The organism is Streptococcus sp. HMSC072C09 (assembly GCF_001813105.1).
Lineage (GTDB): Bacteria > Bacillota > Bacilli > Lactobacillales > Streptococcaceae > Streptococcus.
This window is the reverse complement of sequence record NZ_KV811503.1, coordinates 69,684-87,500: the sequence shown is the minus strand read 5'-3', so window position 1 is coordinate 87,500 and position 17,817 is coordinate 69,684. Positions and strand designations below refer to the sequence as shown.

Here is a 17,817-nt window from a genome sequence, read left to right as displayed (position 1 = left end):
AGGATTTGAAAATGTAGAGAATGAAGGGCATTAGGCATGACAAAAGGAGTGAGAAAGAACTAAATTGAATCGCATTTAGTTTCTCCTCTCACTCCCATATGAGATGTTCTACTTATCAATCATTAGATAAGAAATTACATTTTCTCAGGGGCATCGACACCAAGTAAGCGAAGGGCTTCTTTTAAGACTACTGCAGTTGAGTAGCTAAGAGCAAGACGGCTTTCGCGTTCTGGGCTTTCATCCAAGATACGAGTGTGTGCATAGTATTTGTTGAAGGCTTGAGCCAAGTTGATAGCATATTTTGCGATCAAGGATGGATCATAGTTTTCAGCGGCACGTTTGACAACACGAGAGAAGTCTTGGAGAAGCTTGATGATTTCCCAGCTTTCTGGGTCGCTCAAGCTGTAAGTCGCATCTGTAGATGGTGTGAAGTTGGCTTTACGAAGGATTGATTGGATACGAGCGTAAGCGTATTGAACGTAAGGTCCAGTTTCTCCTTCGAAGGATACCATGGCTTCGAGGTCGAAGTCATACCCATTGCGGCGGTCTGTCTTCAAGTCGTAGAATTTAACCGCACCAACACCGACTGCATGTGCCACTTCTTCCTTGTTTTCAAGTTCAGGATTCTTTTCTTCGATCTGAGCTTTGGCACGAGAGATGGCTTCTTGAAGAGTTGGTTCGAGCAGGATGATATTTCCTTTACGAGTTGACAATTTTTGGCGGTTTTTTGTCACCAAACCAAAGTCAACGTGAACCATATCATCGCTCCAGTCAAATCCCATTTTCTTCAAAACAGCTTTCAATTGACGGAAGTGGTTAGATTGTTCTTGACCTACAGCATAGATGTTTTTCACAAAGTTGTAAGTCCGTGCACGGTAGATAGCGGTTGCGATATCACGAGTGATATAAAGAGTGGCACCGTCTGATTTCTTAATCATAGCCGGTGGAAGGTTGACATCATCGAGCTCAACGATGCTAGCTCCCTTAGACTCTTTCAACAAGCCTTTGTCTTCAAGAATTTGGACAGCTTCATCCATCTTGTCATTGTAGAAAGCTTCTCCGTTTAAGCTGTCAAATTCAACACCGAGGAGTTTGTAGATACGGTTGAATTCTACCAAGCTTTCGTCACGGAACCATTGCCACAACTCAGTCGCTTCTGGATCTCCATCTTCCAGTTTCTTGAACCAGAGACGTCCTTCATCATCAAGCTCAGGATCGTTTTCGATTTCAGCGTTGATCCGAACGTAAAGTTTTAGCAATTCATCGATTGGGTTGGCTTCGACAGCTTCCTTACTACCCCATTTTTTGTAGGCTACCATCAAGAGACCGAACTGTTTACCCCAGTCTCCCAAGTGGTTGATTTTAATCGTGTTGTAGCCCATTTTGCGGAAGATGTTTGAAAGAGCATCCCCGATAACGGTTGAGCGCAAGTGACCAACTGAGAATGGTTTTGCGATATTTGGACTTGAAAGGTCGATGGTAATGTTTTGGCCATGACCTTCGTCTTGTTTACCGTAGTCTGCCCCTGCTTCGATGACGGATTTGATCACCTGATCAGAGATCTTAGATTTGTCTAAGAAGAAGTTCACGTAAGGTCCAGTTGCAACAACTTTTTCGAAGGCGCTTTGGTTGATCTTTTCAGCAATATCTGCAGCGATTGCTTGAGGAGCCTTGCGTTCCACTTTTGCAAGTGAGAAGGCTGGAAAAGCAATGTCACCAAGATCAGATGATTTTGGTTGTTCAAGCAAATTTAAAATAGCATCTTGGTCAAGAGAGTCAATCACTTTGGCCAATTCACTAGCAATGAGTTCTTTATTGTTCATATTAGCTCCTTAGTCCTTTTAACTATTATTTTAACACAATTCTGAGCGAATTTTCAATTTTTTTGGTATAATTTAAAGTATATTTATTCAAAAGTGGAGGTCCAATGAAAAAGACAGAACGTCACCTTTTGATTCAACAAATGATTCGAAATGAAAAATTGTCGACTCAAAAAGAGATTCAGGATCGATTAGAAGCAAAAGGAATTGCTGTAACGCAAACAACTCTGTCACGAGATTTGCGCGATCTGGGTCTAGTCAAGGTGAAACGAAAAGACCAGTTGTATTATATTTTGCCAAATGAGCCTGAGGTGGCGGAGATTTATATTATGTTGTCCAGCCACGCCAAGTCTGTCTCACGAGCGGAATTCACCTTGGTCTTGCGGACAGAGCTAGGAGAAGCAGCTCTCTTGGCCAATGGTGTAGATGAAATGTCAGATGAGCGTATTTTGGGAACAGTAGCAGGGGCCAATACCCTCTTGATTGTCTGCCGTGACCAAGAGGCGGCTATTGAAATTCAAAATGAAATTTTAGGGATGATGCAGTAGTCAAGCCCCGTTGGAGAGAAAGAGAGATGTCAAAAGGAGGAAGATAGTGAGCTATCTACTCCTGTTTTCATCTATGGAGCTTGTGTCAGAAAATGATGCAAGAGTAAGGAATAAAGAAGTATGACAGTAGAAAAAATATCCCCTGGAATGCAGCAGTATCTAGATATCAAAAAAGACTATCCGGATGCCTTTTTGCTGTTTCGAATGGGAGATTTTTACGAATTATTTTATGAAGATGCAGTGAATGCAGCTCAAATTTTAGAGATTTCCTTAACCTCACGGAATAAAAATGCAGAGAATCCGATCCCTATGGCGGGTGTTCCCTATCACTCGGCCCAGCAGTATATTGATGTTCTCATTGAACAGGGCTATAAGGTCGCGATTGCAGAACAAATGGAAGACCCCAAAGAAGCTAAGGGGGTCGTTAAGCGGGAAGTCGTACAGGTGATTACGCCGGGTACAGTGGTGGATTCGACCAAGCCAGATAGTGAGAACAACTTCCTGGTTGCTTTGGATCGTTCAGGAAATGAGTATGGGCTAGCCTATATGGATCTGGTGACAGGGGAGTTTCAGGTGACGACTCTCAATGACTTTAGCATGGTTTGTGGAGAAATCCGCAATTTACGTGCGCGTGAGGTGGTCCTGGGTTACGAGCTGCCAGAACAGGAAGAGCGTGTGTTTGTTAGCCAGATGAATCTCTTGTTGTCACATGTAGAGACGGCGCTCGACGATGTTCAACTCTTAGGGGATCAGTTGAGTGAGCTAGAAAAGAAAACGGCTGGAAAACTTCTCCAGTATGTCCACCAGACACAAATGCGGGAATTGAGCCACCTCAAAAAAGCCCATCATTATGAGATTTGCGATTTCTTGCAGATGGACTTTGCGACCAAGGCTAGTCTTGATTTGACAGAGAATGCGCGAACTGGGAAGAAACATGGTAGCTTGTATTGGTATTTGGATGAAACCAAGACGGCCATGGGCGGTCGTTTGTTGCGGTCCTGGATTCAGAAGCCCTTAGTCGATTTGAAACGGATTCGAGAGCGCCAGGACATCATTCAGGTCTTTATGGATCATTTCTTTGAACGGAGCGATTTGACCGACAGCCTCAAAGGGGTCTATGACATTGAACGCTTAGCGAGTCGGGTTTCCTTTGGCAAGATCAACCCTAAGGATCTCTTGCAGCTAGGAGATACTCTGGGGCATGTGCCGACGATCAAGTCGATTCTACTGGGGATTGGTGATCCAGTCTTAGATGTCTTGATTGCACGCTTGGATGAACTTCCTGAGTTGCACCGCTTGATTACCTCAGCTATTGCTCCGGAAGCGTCTGCTGTTATTACGGAGGGAAATATCATCCGAACTGGGTTTGACGAGCAATTGGACCAGTACCGTGTCGTTCTTCGGGATGGTACTGGTTGGATTGCTGAGATTGAGGCCAAGGAGCGCGAAGCCAGCGGCATTACAGGTCTAAAAATCGATTACAACAAGAAGGATGGCTACTATTTCCATGTCACCAATTCTCAATTGAGTCACGTTCCTGCTCACTTTTTCCGCAAGGCGACCTTGAAAAATTCAGAACGCTTTGGTACGGAGGAATTGGCACGTATCGAAGGAGATATGCTTGAGGCGCGTGAGAAGTCTGCTAATCTTGAATATACGATTTTTATGCGGATTCGTGAAGAAGTTGGCAAATATATCCAGCGTTTGCAACAGTTGGCTCAGGCGATTGCAACGGTTGATGTTTTACAAAGTTTGGCCAGTGTTGCTGAGTCGCAACAGTTGAATCGCCCCCTTTTTCATGAAGAGCGACGAATTGAAATCGACAAAGGTCGCCATCCAGTTGTCGAGAAAGTCATGGGAGCCCAGTCCTATATTCCGAATAGCATCTTTATGGATGAAGAACGGGATATTCAGCTGATTACGGGGCCAAATATGAGCGGGAAGTCTACCTATATGCGCCAATTGGCGATCATTGTGATTCTTGCCCAAATTGGCTCTTATGTTCCAGTGCAAAGGGCCGAGTTGCCAATCTTTGATGCGATTTATACCCGAATCGGAGCTGCTGATGACCTGGTATCGGGTCAGTCTACCTTTATGGTGGAAATGATGGAAGCCAATCACGCCATTCGCAAGGCAACGCCCCAGTCCTTGATTTTGTTTGATGAGTTGGGACGGGGAACAGCGACCTATGATGGGATGGCCCTCGCTCAATCCATCATCGAATACATCCACGATCGTACTGGTGCCAAAACCTTGTTTGCGACCCATTACCATGAGTTGACGGCTCTCTCAGAGACTTTGACCCGTTTGGAAAATGTCCATGTTGCGACCTTGGAGCGAGATGGTCAGGTTACCTTCTTGCACAAGATTGAACCCGGCCCAGCAGATAAATCCTATGGGATTCACGTTGCCAAGATCGCTGGTTTGCCAGAAGAATTGCTGAAGCGGGCGGATGCGATTTTGACCAAGCTCGAAGGACAAGCCCAGCAAGTACCGCTTGCGGATGCAACTCCTAAAAAGGAAGTGTCTTCGCAGGTTGCTGAACAAATGTCCCTCTTTGAGGAAGAAACAGAAAGTACAGTGATCACAGAATTGAAGAATCTGGATCTCTACAATATGACTCCGATGGAAGTCATGATGGCAGTCGCCGAATTGAAAAAGAAATTGTAAAAAGGGAGTGGGAAAGAACTCTGACTGGATAAAAAGAGTTCGTTTTCCCACCCCCGCACAGTTGATTAGGTCATCTTTGGAGCTTAATAAGCGAACAAAGATACCAATCAACCACTGCGTCATACAGGTATGCCTATTAAACATCGAAGACTGGACAGTTTTTGCCCAGTCTTTTTTCTTTTAGTGGTTAGCAATGCTTTGATTGATTTCTTGAACTTGTTTTTTATAAAAATGATGGGAGACCAACCAGATGATCACGTAAACGAGGGTGAATTCGACAATGAGCGAGAGGTAAAATCCGAGTCGTGCTGGAAACCAGCCGGCCAAAGTAGCCAGAGGGATAAACCCAAGTAACATGAGTAGGTAATGGCTCAGAGTAGCCCGTAAGAGGCTCCAGTCTTTTTGAAAGAGGAGACTTCCGAAGCTAAAGAGGACCCCAATTGCACCCCAAACGAGAGCACAATAGAGCATGACCAGTGAGCCGTGAACATGATGCAAGAACATCCAGCGGCCGACTGCAGAGTTGGGACTTAAGGGAAGGTACAACTCAGGTGAGAAGAGATAGGAAAAGAAGATGGATAGGATGAGCCCGATGAAAATGCCTTTTAGGGCGTCAGAAAAAGATTGTTTTAGCATGATAATTTCTCCTTAATGGCTTTCAAGTAACGACGGGAGGAGTAGGTCAGACTCCCGTTTTTAAGATAGATTTGCACCGATCCTCCACTGGTAAAGTGCAGGTGATCGATTTCTTTTGTGTTGATAATTTCAGATTGGGAAATTTTGAGAAAGCAGGTCGGTAAGTCTTCAGATAACTGATAGAGTGGCCCAGTCAGAATAAATTGATCTGTCATGGTCTCACCAATTACTTGCCGATTTTCAATGTAAAAACGTTGGAATAGCTGGCTTTCGATCAGGTAAGCTTCCCCATCCTTTTTAGCACGTAAGCGCCCTTTTTGATCCAATTCTTCCACAAAGTCACGAATTTTCTCTACACGCGCAGACAGTGCAGGTGCTGTGATCATCACCGCTTCTTCTTGGAAGTGGGAATCAATTTGTACTTCAACTTTCATAAGATCGTTTCTCCCTCCTTTGGGTAAAGTCGGTTGGCCTGCTAGCCCGGCTCCTTCTTTACACTACTATTAAACACTTTTTCCAAAGGGAAGACAAGGGGATTTGTCTATGTGGTCGTTTTCTTTGCCTATACGGTTTTTAAGGAAGAAGATGGGGTCAGACTATATTTTTTAAGAAAGGGACTCCTGTGGATCTGTGGTATAATAGAGCTACATGTATCGGTGAAAAAATAGGTAAAGGAGCAGACATGACACAGATTATTGAATTGCCAGAAGTCCTCGCCAATCAGATTGCGGCAGGTGAAGTAATTGAACGACCTGCTAGCGTGGTCAAGGAATTGGTTGAAAACTCGATCGATGCTGGGGCTAGCCAGATCGTTGTTGAAATCGAAGAAGCAGGATTGAAGTCGATTCGAATCACAGACAATGGGGAAGGAATTGCGCACGATGAGGTCGCTTTGGCCCTCCGTCGACATGCGACCAGTAAGATCAAGAGTCAAGCGGATCTCTTTCGTATTCGAACGCTTGGTTTTCGTGGTGAGGCCATGCCTTCCATTGCTTCTGTCAGTATTCTAACCCTTCTAACGGCGCAAGAAGGAGCTGCCCACGGGACCAAATTGGTCGCAAAGGGTGGCGAAATTGAGGAAGTGGAGCCAGCGACAAGCCCTGTCGGGACCAAGATCACAGTGGAAGATCTCTTTTTTAATACCCCTGCTCGTCTCAAGTATTTAAAGAGCCAGCAGGCAGAGTTGTCCCATATCGTGGATATTCTCAATCGCTTGAGCTTGGCCCATCCTGAGATTGCCTTTACCTTGATCAATGATGGAAAAGAAATGACCAAAACAGCTGGGACTGGTAATCTCCGGCAAGCGATTGCGGGTGTCTATGGCCTCGCGTCTGCCAAGAAGATGGTGGCTATTGAAAATCGCGACCTAGATTTTGAAGTGACGGGCTTTGTGTCTTTGCCTGAATTGACTCGTGCAAATCGCAATTACATCAGTCTCTTTATCAACGGCCGTTACATCAAGAATTTCTTGCTCAATCGAGCTATTTTAGACGGCTACGGCAGTAAACTCATGGTGGGCCGCTTTCCACTCGCGATCATTAATATCAAGATCGATCCTTACTTAGCGGATGTCAATGTTCACCCCACTAAGCAAGAGGTTCGCATCTCCAAAGAACGAGAACTAATGGCCTTGATCTCCCAGGCGATTGCGAACGCTTTGAAAGAGCAGGACCTGATTCCGGATGCTCTAGAAAATCTAGCCAAGTCGACTATTCGTCGAACAGAAAAGCCAGTACAGACGACCCTGCCTTTAAAAGAAAACCGCCTCTATTATGACCGAGAGAGTCAAGATTTCAAGCTTCGACCAGAGGTGGCAGATCCTCAACGGCCTCTGACAGATGAGGTAACTGCTGATTCTACAAGTCAAGAAAACCCAGCAGAAAAACCAACAAGCGCGATCAAGTTTGCGGAAAGAAAGACTGCGGTTTATGATGAACTGGACCACCCAGAGTTGGATCTGGCTAGTCTAGACAAGGCCTATGATAAGTTGGATGGGGAAGAACATTCGACCTTCCCAGAGTTGGAATATTTTGGTCAGATGCATGGAACCTATCTCTTTGCCCAAGGCAATGGAGGCCTTTATATCATTGACCAGCACGCGGCCCAAGAGCGGGTCAAATACGAAGAATACCGGGAGAGCATCGGGGACGTAGACGGCAGTCAGCAACAACTGCTGGTTCCTTATATCTTTGAGTTCCCTGCAGACGATCTGATCCGCTTGCAACAGCGCAAACACCTCCTAGAGGAAGTGGGAGTTTATCTTGAAGAGTACGGAGCCAACCAGTTGATCTTGCGGGAGCATCCGATCTGGATGAAGGAAGAAGAGATTGAGTCGGGCATCTATGAGATGTGTGACATGCTCCTCTTGACCAAGGAAGTGTCTATCAAGAAATACCGGGCGGAGTTGGCTATCATGATGTCCTGCAAACGCTCCATCAAGGCCAACCACACGCTGGATGATTACTCTGCACGCGATCTGATCTACCAACTATCCCAATGTGATAACCCTTATAACTGCCCTCATGGCCGTCCTGTCTTGGTTAACTTTACCAAGTCGGATATGGAAAAGATGTTCCGACGCATTCAGGAAAATCACACCAGTTTACGGGAATTGGGCAAGTATTAAACAAACAATAAAGGAAGATTATGTACGAATACATTAAAGGAATCTTAACAAAAATCACCGCTAAATACATTGTGGTAGAAACAGCTGGGATCGGCTATCTCTTGCATGTGGCCAATCCTTATGCCTACTCTGGAAAAATGAATCAAGAGGTGCAAGTCTATCTGCACCAGGTGGTTCGGGAAGATGCTCATCTTCTCTATGGTTTTGCGACCGAAGAAGAGAAACAGCTCTTTTTAAACTTGATCTCAGTCTCTGGGATTGGACCTGTCTCAGCTCTGGCTATTATCGCTGCAGATGACAATGCAGGCCTTGTCCAAGCCATCGAAAGCAAGAACATCACTTACTTGACCAAGTTTCCGAAGATCGGCAAGAAAACAGCCCAACAGATGGTTTTGGATCTGGAAGGTAAGATCAATCTTGATCTAGAAGATGCACCGGCTCAGACCAATGCCAAAGTTTCAGAAGAAAACCAAGCCCTTGAAGAAGCTATGGAAGCCATGTTGGCTTTGGGCTACAAGGCAACGGAACTCAAGAAAATCAAGAAATTCTTTGAAGGAACGACGGATACTGCTGAGAACTACATCAAGTCTGCCCTTAAGATGTTGGTGAAATAGGAGAAGAAGATGCCAAAACGTTGTAGCTGGGTTAAGATGAACAATCCTCTCTATGTGGCCTATCATGATGAAGAATGGGGACGACCCCTCCACGATGACCAGGCGCTTTTTGAGTTGCTTTGTATGGAGACTTATCAGGCCGGTCTATCTTGGGAAACGGTTCTCAATAAACGGCAGCCTTTCCGAGAATCTTTTCATGGCTACCACCTTCAATGCGTCGCAGAGATGACGGATGAGGAGTTGGAAGCTTTAATGGATAATCCAGCAATTATCCGCAATCGAGCCAAGATCTTTGCGACACGGGCCAATGCTCAAGCCTTTCTACAAGTCCAGGCAGAGTTTGGCACCTTTGATGCCTATCTCTGGTCTTTTGTCGATGGAAAAACCATCGTCAATGATGTTCCAGATTACCGGCAGGCTCCAGCGAAGACAGCTCTTTCTGAGAAGCTAGCCAAGGATCTTAAAAAACGTGGTTTTAAGTTCACCGGACCAGTCGCAGTTTTATCCTTCCTACAAGCAGTAGGCCTGGTTGATGACCATGAGAATGATTGTGAATGGAAAAACGGTGGTTAGTTAGTATAGGTAACTAGAGTATCTGAGAATATAGAAAAAAGCTGAGAAATTTTTCTCAGCTTTATTTGTTATAGTCAAAGCGAATGACTTGTTCCGTTGCATCTACATGGGCGTGGACTCCGAAGGGGACAATTGCTCTTGGAGTTGCGTGTCCGACATTCAGATTATAGACAATCGAGATATTGCTATCAATGATCTCCAATAGTGCTTCTTTATAGTCGTCATAGAAAGCTTCATCCATAGGTTTTCCGACCAAGAGTCCACTGATGACCTCGAATATACCCGTGTCCTTCAAAGTCCGCAACATCTTTTTGAAGTCTTCAGGATTAGGCTTTTCTTGGCTGGTTTCTAGCAAGAGGATCTTTCCTTCCCAGTCTGACAAGTCAGGGAAAAGTTTGTATTTTTGGCAGAGGTCTGTGCTATCTGCGTGTAGAGAGTTGTCAAAAATATCATAGAGAGACTCAAGACAACCACCGAGGATTTCTCCCTCAAACTGAGCATTGCCTTGTAGTAAGTCAAAAGCTGTATTTGCATGGCTAACACGAGGTGTTCCCAGAGCCTTGGGACTATAATCAGTCCGTTCCTCATACCAAACGTTACTAGGGCGAATTTCTGAGATTTTTCCAGTCTCAATCAATTCTTTAAAGTAGTGGCGGCTATATGGCAACATTTCCTTGTCTAATTCACAAATGTCTGCAAAAAAGGATTGCCCATAAAAAGTCTTGATTCCTAGTTTATGCAACATGAGATGGTTCATGGTCGTATCCGAGAAGCCAAGAAAAATCTTTTGTTTGATAACCTTTTGTAGTTGGTCATTTTCAAAAAGATAAGGTAGCAAGCGATAGGTATCGTTTCCACCGATGGCGCATAGGATCATGTCGATACTATCATCAGAAAAGGCCTGAATCAAATCCTCCGCACGAGCTTCGGGATGTTCTTTGATAAAGTCTAAGCCTTTTAGTGAATGAGGTAAAAAGATAGGATTGAGTCCGAGGTCTTTGAGTCGTTGGACCCCCAAGTCCACTTCGTGCTTGACAAAGTCCTCTCCGATAATCCCACTAGATAAACTTATAATACCGATAGTAGAAACCATATCTCATCCTCCTAGAAAAAATTGATGCTATTGTATCACAAAAAATGAGGGGAAACAACAAGAATGAGAGCCAGAAGAAGGCTTTTAGATCAAGAAAGAAGAAAAAAGCAACCGCTCGATATGGTTGCTTCAGAATATAGATAAGCTCTATCAACAATAGAAAATAGCCCTTTAGAAGTTGATTGCCACATAGTTAAAACTATTAGGAATGCTGATGTAATAGTATTTCTAAGAGTTTTTTACTTTATACTCTAAAAGAAAAAGATTGAAGAAAGTTGTCCAAAATGTACTTTATCTTCAATCTGTTTTTTAAATAATTTAGGAAATTGTGTTAAAATGAAATGAAAATTACGAATAGTATAAGTGGGAGGCACCATGAAGGCGGAAATTATTGCAGTTGGAACGGAAATTCTAACAGGACAAATTGTGAACACCAATGCTCAATTCTTGTCTGAAAAATTGGCTAGTTTAGGGATTGATGTCTATTATCATGTGGCGGTAGGAGACAATGAAGGTCGTCTCTTCTCGACCATTGAGACAGCTTCAAAACGCAGTGATTTGGTGATTTTATGTGGTGGACTTGGGCCAACAGAGGATGATTTAACCAAGCAAACCCTTGCTAAGTTTTTAGGGAAAGAACTGGTTTTTGATCCGACAGCACTTGCTAAACTCGACAACTTCTTTGCAAGTCGCCCTGATTATGTCCGGACGCCCAATAATGAGCGACAAGCACAATTGATTGCCGGTTCAATCCCCCTTCAAAACCGTACAGGTCTCGCGGTTGGAGGTTTGATTGAAGTCAATGGTGTGACCTATGTCGTTCTACCTGGTCCACCAAGTGAGTTAAAACCCATGGTCAATGAACAATTGGTGCCTCATTTGACAACAGGGGAAGAGCTTTTTTCAAGAGTCTTGCGCTTCTTTGGGATTGGGGAAAGCCAGCTAGTTACGATCCTAGCAGATATCATTGAAAAGCAGAGTGATCCGACGGTTGCCCCTTATGCCAAGACGGGAGAAGTAACCTTGCGTCTATCTACAAAGGCGAAGGATCAAGCCTCAGCGGATGCTAAGCTCGATGTCTTAGAAAAGGAAATCTTATCCCGTCATACTCTGGATCATCAACCCTTGCAAGAGTTGTTTTACGGTTATGGAGATGACAATTCGATGGCCAAGGTTGCCTTTGATCTCTTGAAAGGGACTGGTAAGACCATTACAGCTGCAGAAAGCCTGACGGCTGGCCTGTTCCAAGCGACTTTGGCAGATTTTTCAGGGGCGTCCAGCATCTTCGCGGGTGGTTTTGTCACCTATAGTTTGGAAGAAAAAAGCAAGATGTTGTCTATTCCAGCTCAAGAGTTAGAGCAACATGGAGTGGTGTCTCATTTTACAGCTCAAGCCATGGCTTCACAGGCCCGTAAGTTAACAGGATCCGATTATGGTGTTAGCCTGACCGGAGTTGCGGGGCCAGATAGTCTAGAAGGGCACCCAGCAGGGACCGTCTTTATCGGACTTGCGACTCCAAATGGAGTGGATAGTGTCCAAGTCAATATCGCCGGACGTAGCCGGGCGGATGTCCGCGAAATTGCAGTCCTTCATGCCTTTAATTTGGTGCGCTTGGCTGTATTAAATGGTGAAAATTTGGTATAATGAAGCTTGTGCCAAATGAAGAATAATTCTAAAGATGGATAGGAAATGTGCCTTTCAAAGGACGGAAAACGTCAGTGAGTTGCATGTATTTCCTGTATAGCAAAAACATAGGAGAAAAGAATGGCGAAAAAACAGAAAAAATTAGATGATATCTCTAAGAAATTTGGAGACGAGCGTGAAAAAGCGCTCAACGATGCCCTGAAGTTAATCGAAAAAGACTTTGGTAAAGGATCCATCATGCGTTTGGGTGAACGCGCAGAGCAAAAAGTTCAAGTCATGAGCTCTGGTTCCTTGGCGCTTGATATTGCCTTGGGTGCTGGTGGTTATCCAAAAGGTCGGATCATCGAAATCTATGGTCCAGAATCATCTGGTAAAACAACCGTTGCCCTCCATGCAGTAGCGCAAGCACAGAAAGAAGGAGGCATTGCTGCCTTTATCGATGCCGAGCATGCCTTGGACCCATCTTATGCTGCAGCTCTTGGGGTTAATATTGATGAACTCCTCTTGTCTCAACCAGACTCAGGAGAACAAGGACTTGAAATTGCTGGTAAATTGATTGACTCTGGTGCCGTTGATTTGGTCGTTATCGACTCTGTTGCGGCCTTGGTCCCACGCGCAGAAATCGATGGCGATATCGGGGATAGCCACGTTGGTTTGCAAGCGCGGATGATGAGCCAAGCGATGCGTAAGCTTGGAGCTTCTATTAACAAGACCAAGACCATTGCTATCTTTATCAACCAATTGCGTGAAAAAGTTGGGGTCATGTTTGGGAACCCTGAAACCACACCTGGTGGTCGTGCCCTGAAATTCTACGCTTCTGTCCGTCTAGATGTTCGTGGAAATACTCAAATCAAGGGGACTGGGGACCAAAAAGATACCAACGTTGGTAAGGAAACCAAGATCAAGGTTGTGAAGAACAAGGTAGCTCCACCATTCAAAGAAGCCATGGTTGAAATCATGTACGGGGAAGGAATTTCACGTACAGGTGAATTGGTGAAGATTGCAACAGATTTGGATATCATCCAAAAAGCGGGTGCGTGGTACTCCTATAATGGCGAAAAAATTGGTCAAGGATCTGAAAATGCTAAGAAATTCTTGGCTGACCACCCAGAAATTTTTGACGAAATCGACCACAAGGTTCGGGTTCATTTTGGTTTGATCGAAGAAGACGAAGCAGTGAAAACCCTTGATAAAACTGAAGAAGCAGCTCCTGTCGTAGAAGAAGTAACTCTAGATTTAGATGACGCGATTGAAATTGAAGATTAATTTTTTTCAAAATAGGTCGCTAGACTGATGGTTTTTGTGTTATAATTTAATACGATAGTATTATCGTGTAGCGAAAGGAGTGCAGGCATGATTAAAATTTATACAGTGTCAAGTTGCACCAGCTGTAAAAAAGCAAAGACTTGGCTCAACGCTCATCAGCTAACCTATAAAGAACAAAACCTCGGTAAGGAAGGGATCACCAAAGAAGAATTATTGGATATCCTTACAAAGACTGAAAATGGAGTGGCAAGTATTGTCTCTTCAAAAAATCGATACGCTAAAAATCTAGGAGTGGACATTGAAGACTTGAGTGTCAATGAAGTCATTGACATCATCATGGAAACACCTCGTATTCTTAAAAGTCCGATCTTGGTAGATGACAAACGTCTCCAAGTGGGCTACAAAGAAGATGATATTCGTGCCTTCTTGCCACGATCAGTTCGAAATGTAGAAAATGCAGAAGCGCGGATGCGTGCAGCTCTTTAAAACGATTGAAAATCAGAAACAATTTGTTTCTGATTTTTTCTTGTTAAAAATCGAAATGGAAAGCAGTTTACTGCGCCATTTTACCAAATCTATGATACAATATTTTAGAAAACAATAACTAGTAAGGAATGGAAAATGAAAAGGAAAATCTTCTTATTGGGTGCACTTGCCTTGTGTTTGACTGGATGCGGTCAAAAAAAACAAGCGAAAACGCCAAATTCAAGTGAACAAAAGGCAATCCAAGCAAAAGCAGAGCAACTGCAAAAGGATAATAAGAGTATCCTGCAAAAAGCTGAAGAAAATAAAGTCATCACTAGAACCTTTGTCTTTCCAAAAGATGACAAGGGGACACAACAGACGCAAATCGTCACCTATGTGGGGAATACCTTTAAAAAATTGGAGACCATCAATGTGACGGCAACCGATGAGGAGTTGAAAAAAGGGATCCAACAGGTTGGAGTAGAGGAAGCGCAAAAGCAATTGAGAGAATCCTTTAATAAGGATGATGCCTTTAAAGAAGCTTTGACAGTGCCAGGTTTCACAGCTGATTTGACCTTGGAAAATGAGAATGAATACAAGGTAACCATCACCTATGACTTTGAAGCGATGGATGTGAAGAAGGCTGAAGGTATGACCTACTTCAAAAACAATCACTTACCAGAGTTGTTGAAGCTGACACCGAGTCAATTTGCGGACAACCTCATCAATGCTGGAGCGAGTGAGCAAAAATAAAAAAACAGTTTAGCTAAAATAGCTCAAAAATGCTTGAAAAAGCCGTAAAATCAAGGGCTTGTCCGTTGTGGAAAACTCTTAATTATGGTATAATAGTAATATTCTAAGGAAAGAGGGTGTTCTTGTGGGATTTACAGATGAAACAGTACGTTTTAATCTTGATGATTCAAATCGTAAGGAAATTAGCGAGACCTTGAAAGATGTTTACTTGTCGCTGGATGAAAAAGGCTACAATCCAATTAATCAAATCGTAGGATACGTACTCAGTGGTGATCCTGCCTATGTACCTCGTTATAATAATGCACGGAACCAAATTCGTAAATATGAACGAGATGAGATCGTGGAAGAATTGGTACGTTATTATTTGAAAGGGCAAGGAATAGACCTCTAATGAGAATTATGGGATTGGATGTTGGTTCAAAGACCGTCGGGGTTGCTGTGAGTGATCCTCTCGGTTTTACAGCTCAGGGTCTTGAAATCATCCAAATCGATGAAGACAAAAAAGAATTCGGTTTGGAGCGCTTGGCCGAATTAGTGGCTCAATACAAGGTAGACCGTTTTGTTGTGGGCTTGCCGAAAAACATGAACAACACAAGCGGACCGCGTGTGGAAGCCAGTCAGGCTTATGGCGCAATGATTGCTGAAAAGTTTGGGTTGCCAGTCGACTACCAAGATGAACGGTTGACAACAGTTGCTGCAGAGCGGATGTTGATTGAGCAAGCAGATATTAGCCGTAGCAAACGCAAAAAAGTTATTGATAAGTTAGCGGCGCAGCTTATTTTACAAAATTATTTAGATCGCAATTTTTAGAAAGAAAACGAGGAAGAATAGTATGGCACATGATCATAACCACGACCATGAAGAACGTGAATTAATCACATTGGTGGACGAACAAGGAAATGAAACCTTGTTTGAAATTCTTTTGACCATTGATGGCAAAGAAGAATTTGGGAAAAACTATGTCCTTTTGATCCCTGCAAATGCAGAAGAAGATGAAAACGGCGAAGTTGAAATCCAAGCTTATTCATTTACAGAAAACGAAGACGGAACAGAAGGCGACCTTCAACCAATCCCAGAAGACTCAGATGCAGAATGGGATATGATCGAAGAAGTCTTCAACAGCTTTATGGAGGAGTAAAAACGTCCGGGGGACGTTTTTAGCCCAGCTCCTAGAAACTAGAAAGAGTTGGTAAGTCCGGGGGATGTTTTTAGCCCTGCTTCAAGAAACAAGAAAAAGCAGGAAGTCCGATGGACTTGCTGTAAAAATGAGAAAGAAATAACTACGAAAGAAAGGAGCGCAAACGTCAGAAGAGGTTTTGTCGCTTTTTTCTTTTAGGAGGAAGATGTGAATAAGATTGAGCAATGGATGAATAGTCGGATCGGTCTGAATTTTCGATCGGGACTGGATCGTATGGAGCAGGCAGTGAGCCTTTTAGGGAGGCCAGATAAGGCTTACCCGATCCTTCATGTGACAGGAACCAATGGGAAGGGATCCACAATCGCCTTTCTGCGTCAATTATTGATGGCTCACGGAAAGAAGGTTGGGACCTTTACCTCTCCTCATATGATCAGTATCCATGATCGGATTTGTATTGGGGATCAGCCGATTTCAGATGAAGATTTTACTCGGATTGGTCAAGAAGTTCAACAAATGGAGCAGACCTTGCTTCAAACCCAGGACCAACTCTCTTATTTTGAGATTATCTGCCTCATGGCCCTCTTGTATTTTAAGGAACAAGCTGTGGATGTAGTCTTGTTGGAAGTTGGCATCGGTGGGCTTCTAGATACGACCAATGTAGTGACGGGAGAGATCGCAGTGATCACTTCGGTTGGCCTGGATCACCAGGAAACACTGGGAGGGACGATTGCGGAAATCGCCCAGCAAAAGGCAGGAATCTTTAAGAAGGGCAAGAAAGCTGTGGTGGGTCCCTTATCGGATGATGCTATAGCTGTTTGTCAAGAAAAAGCGGAGCAATTGGCTGTGGGTCTCCACGCCTTCCAGAAAGATTTTGGCATAGAGCAGGATCGCTTTTGGAATGAACGTGTGGAACTTGTCTTGCCGTCTCTGGGCTTGAAGGGTGATTACCAACGGGAAAATGCTGCAGTAGCTCTGGAGGCCTTTCTCCTCTATATGGAAGGTCTAGATCAAGAAGTGGATATAGATCAGGTCAAGCACGCCTTGCAAGAGACGCGGTGGCCGGGACGTCTAGAGTTGTTTGGAGACCAGGTGTATCTGGATGGCGCTCATAATCCTCATGCTATGTTGCGCTTGATTGAGTTTGCCAATAGCTTAGCAGGAAAACGCGTGAAGATTTTATTCGGTGCTCTCAAACGAAAAGATTATAGTGGGATGCTCCAAACGCTTCAAGCGGGATTGCCAGAAGCTGAATTGATTTTGACGACCTTTCATTACGGTGAAGTGGTGGCGCAGGGTGATCGACAAGACCTGCCTTATGTGGCTGACTACAAGGCCTATATCAAAGAGTTTATGGATCAGAGCCATCCAGATGAGGTTTTATTTGTGACAGGTTCCTTGTATTTTATTGCAGAAGTAAGGGCATTTTTATTAGAGGGGTAAACAATTGACCTAAAGACTTTCTTGGCGTATACTGGTGGTAGATAGTATACGGTTATGGCGAAAGGAGTCGATCTTAATGAAAAAAATCATGTCTATACTGACCTTGGCGGTAGCTCTTTTCCTGACTGCTTGTAGCCAGCAAGAAAAAGCAACACAGACTTCGAGCAAACAGACGTCAACTTCATCACAGACTATGACTTCGGCGAGTGAAGAACAGAAAGAAGGAGTGTCCATAGATGGCAGTTATCGAGGACAGGACGAGGAAAATACGATTCTCTTAGTTGTGACGGGGCGAAAAGGCACGTTTACGGTACAAGATGCTGATGGAGAAGAAGAGACCAAAGAGGTCAGCATTGATCCGGTCAATCAATCCATGCGTATCGGGGATGAGCCTTATCGCTATCGGATCGAAGGAGATCAGTTGTCGCTAGAAGACCTAGAGCAAGCAGAGGATGATCAAGGGATTATCGTTTTGACCAAGCAATAAGGGACGAAACAAGAGAGAGTGGGACAGAAATCGGTAATTCGTTA

The 17,817-nt window shown here is 44.0% G+C and carries 18 protein-coding genes; 14 read left to right on the top strand and 4 right to left on the bottom strand.

Annotated features, from left to right (window positions below; genetic code table 11):
- Positions 1 to 134: 134 nt before the first annotated feature.
- Positions 135 to 1,823: an arginine--tRNA ligase gene (argS, locus tag HMPREF2893_RS09005; protein ID WP_070675855.1), complete on the bottom strand. Its 1,689-nt coding sequence runs from the start codon at positions 1,821 to 1,823 to the stop codon at positions 135 to 137.
- Positions 1,824 to 1,927: 104 nt separating this feature from the next.
- On the opposite strand from argS, the gene argR reads away from it, so the two are divergent.
- Positions 1,928 to 2,368: an arginine repressor gene (gene argR, locus HMPREF2893_RS09000; protein ID WP_023919910.1), complete on the top strand. Its 441-nt coding sequence runs from the start codon at positions 1,928 to 1,930 to the stop codon at positions 2,366 to 2,368.
- 120 nt (positions 2,369 to 2,488) lie between these two features.
- Positions 2,489 to 5,038 carry a DNA mismatch repair protein MutS gene (gene mutS, locus HMPREF2893_RS08995; RefSeq protein ID WP_070675853.1) on the top strand — a complete coding sequence of 850 codons (2,550 nt, stop codon included), beginning with the start codon at positions 2,489 to 2,491 and terminating at the stop codon, positions 5,036 to 5,038.
- A gap of 180 nt (positions 5,039 to 5,218) precedes the next feature.
- Here mutS and HMPREF2893_RS08990 read toward each other — a convergent pair whose 3' ends face one another.
- Entirely contained in the window at positions 5,219 to 5,674 is a 456-nt protein-coding gene (locus HMPREF2893_RS08990) for a DUF3021 domain-containing protein (RefSeq protein ID WP_049503864.1), read from the bottom strand.
- The gene (locus HMPREF2893_RS08985; protein WP_021154101.1) at positions 5,668 to 6,108 is read right to left on the bottom strand and encodes a LytTR family DNA-binding domain-containing protein; all 441 of its coding nucleotides are present in this window, start codon (positions 6,106 to 6,108) and stop codon (positions 5,668 to 5,670) included. The genes HMPREF2893_RS08990 and HMPREF2893_RS08985 overlap by 7 nt, the downstream gene beginning before the upstream one ends.
- 248 nt (positions 6,109 to 6,356) lie before the next feature.
- On the opposite strand from HMPREF2893_RS08985, the gene mutL reads away from it, so the two are divergent.
- From mutL to HMPREF2893_RS08970, 3 genes are read left to right on the top strand one after another with little or no spacing between them, the layout of a single operon-like run.
- Positions 6,357 to 8,300, top strand: a complete 1,944-nt coding sequence (gene mutL, locus HMPREF2893_RS08980) for a DNA mismatch repair endonuclease MutL (protein WP_070675851.1) — start codon at positions 6,357 to 6,359, stop codon at positions 8,298 to 8,300.
- A gap of 20 nt (positions 8,301 to 8,320) precedes the next feature.
- The gene (gene ruvA, locus HMPREF2893_RS08975) at positions 8,321 to 8,914 is read left to right on the top strand and encodes a Holliday junction branch migration protein RuvA (RefSeq protein ID WP_070675849.1); all 594 of its coding nucleotides are present in this window, start codon (positions 8,321 to 8,323) and stop codon (positions 8,912 to 8,914) included.
- 9 nt (positions 8,915 to 8,923) lie between these two features.
- On the top strand, positions 8,924 to 9,487 hold the full coding sequence (locus tag HMPREF2893_RS08970) for a DNA-3-methyladenine glycosylase I (protein ID WP_070675847.1): 564 nt from the start codon (positions 8,924 to 8,926) through the stop codon (positions 9,485 to 9,487).
- Positions 9,488 to 9,548: 61 nt separating this feature from the next.
- On the opposite strand, the gene HMPREF2893_RS08965 is transcribed toward HMPREF2893_RS08970, so the two are convergent.
- Positions 9,549 to 10,580, bottom strand: a complete 1,032-nt coding sequence (locus tag HMPREF2893_RS08965; protein ID WP_070675844.1) for a S66 family peptidase — start codon at positions 10,578 to 10,580, stop codon at positions 9,549 to 9,551.
- A gap of 375 nt (positions 10,581 to 10,955) precedes the next feature.
- On the opposite strand from HMPREF2893_RS08965, the gene HMPREF2893_RS08960 reads away from it, so the two are divergent.
- From HMPREF2893_RS08960 to HMPREF2893_RS08920, 9 genes are all read left to right on the top strand, one after another.
- A complete protein-coding gene (locus tag HMPREF2893_RS08960; RefSeq protein WP_070675842.1) occupies positions 10,956 to 12,224 on the top strand; it encodes a competence/damage-inducible protein A in 1,269 nt (422 codons plus the stop codon).
- A 120-nt stretch (positions 12,225 to 12,344) separates the two neighbouring features.
- Entirely contained in the window at positions 12,345 to 13,490 is a 1,146-nt protein-coding gene (gene recA, locus HMPREF2893_RS08955; protein WP_024054712.1) for a recombinase RecA, read from the top strand.
- An 87-nt stretch (positions 13,491 to 13,577) separates the two neighbouring features.
- On the top strand, positions 13,578 to 13,976 hold the full coding sequence (gene spx / locus HMPREF2893_RS08950; protein WP_003009108.1) for a transcriptional regulator Spx: 399 nt from the start codon (positions 13,578 to 13,580) through the stop codon (positions 13,974 to 13,976).
- Between the two features lie 135 nt (positions 13,977 to 14,111).
- The gene (locus HMPREF2893_RS08945) at positions 14,112 to 14,708 is read left to right on the top strand and encodes an SP0191 family lipoprotein (RefSeq protein WP_031576799.1); all 597 of its coding nucleotides are present in this window, start codon (positions 14,112 to 14,114) and stop codon (positions 14,706 to 14,708) included.
- A 124-nt stretch (positions 14,709 to 14,832) separates the two neighbouring features.
- Positions 14,833 to 15,099, top strand: a complete 267-nt coding sequence (locus HMPREF2893_RS08940) for an IreB family regulatory phosphoprotein (RefSeq protein ID WP_003002070.1) — start codon at positions 14,833 to 14,835, stop codon at positions 15,097 to 15,099.
- Positions 15,099 to 15,518 carry a Holliday junction resolvase RuvX gene (gene ruvX / locus HMPREF2893_RS08935; protein WP_023919889.1) on the top strand — a complete coding sequence of 140 codons (420 nt, stop codon included), beginning with the start codon at positions 15,099 to 15,101 and terminating at the stop codon, positions 15,516 to 15,518. The genes HMPREF2893_RS08940 and ruvX overlap by 1 nt, the downstream gene beginning before the upstream one ends.
- Positions 15,519 to 15,540: 22 nt before the next feature.
- Entirely contained in the window at positions 15,541 to 15,846 is a 306-nt protein-coding gene (locus HMPREF2893_RS08930) for a DUF1292 domain-containing protein (protein WP_003001941.1), read from the top strand.
- A 207-nt stretch (positions 15,847 to 16,053) separates the two neighbouring features.
- Entirely contained in the window at positions 16,054 to 17,286 is a 1,233-nt protein-coding gene (locus tag HMPREF2893_RS08925) for a bifunctional folylpolyglutamate synthase/dihydrofolate synthase (RefSeq protein ID WP_070675841.1), read from the top strand.
- A 76-nt stretch (positions 17,287 to 17,362) separates the two neighbouring features.
- A complete protein-coding gene (locus tag HMPREF2893_RS08920; RefSeq protein ID WP_070675840.1) occupies positions 17,363 to 17,773 on the top strand; it encodes an SP_0198 family lipoprotein in 411 nt (136 codons plus the stop codon).
- Positions 17,774 to 17,817 lie beyond the last annotated feature (44 nt).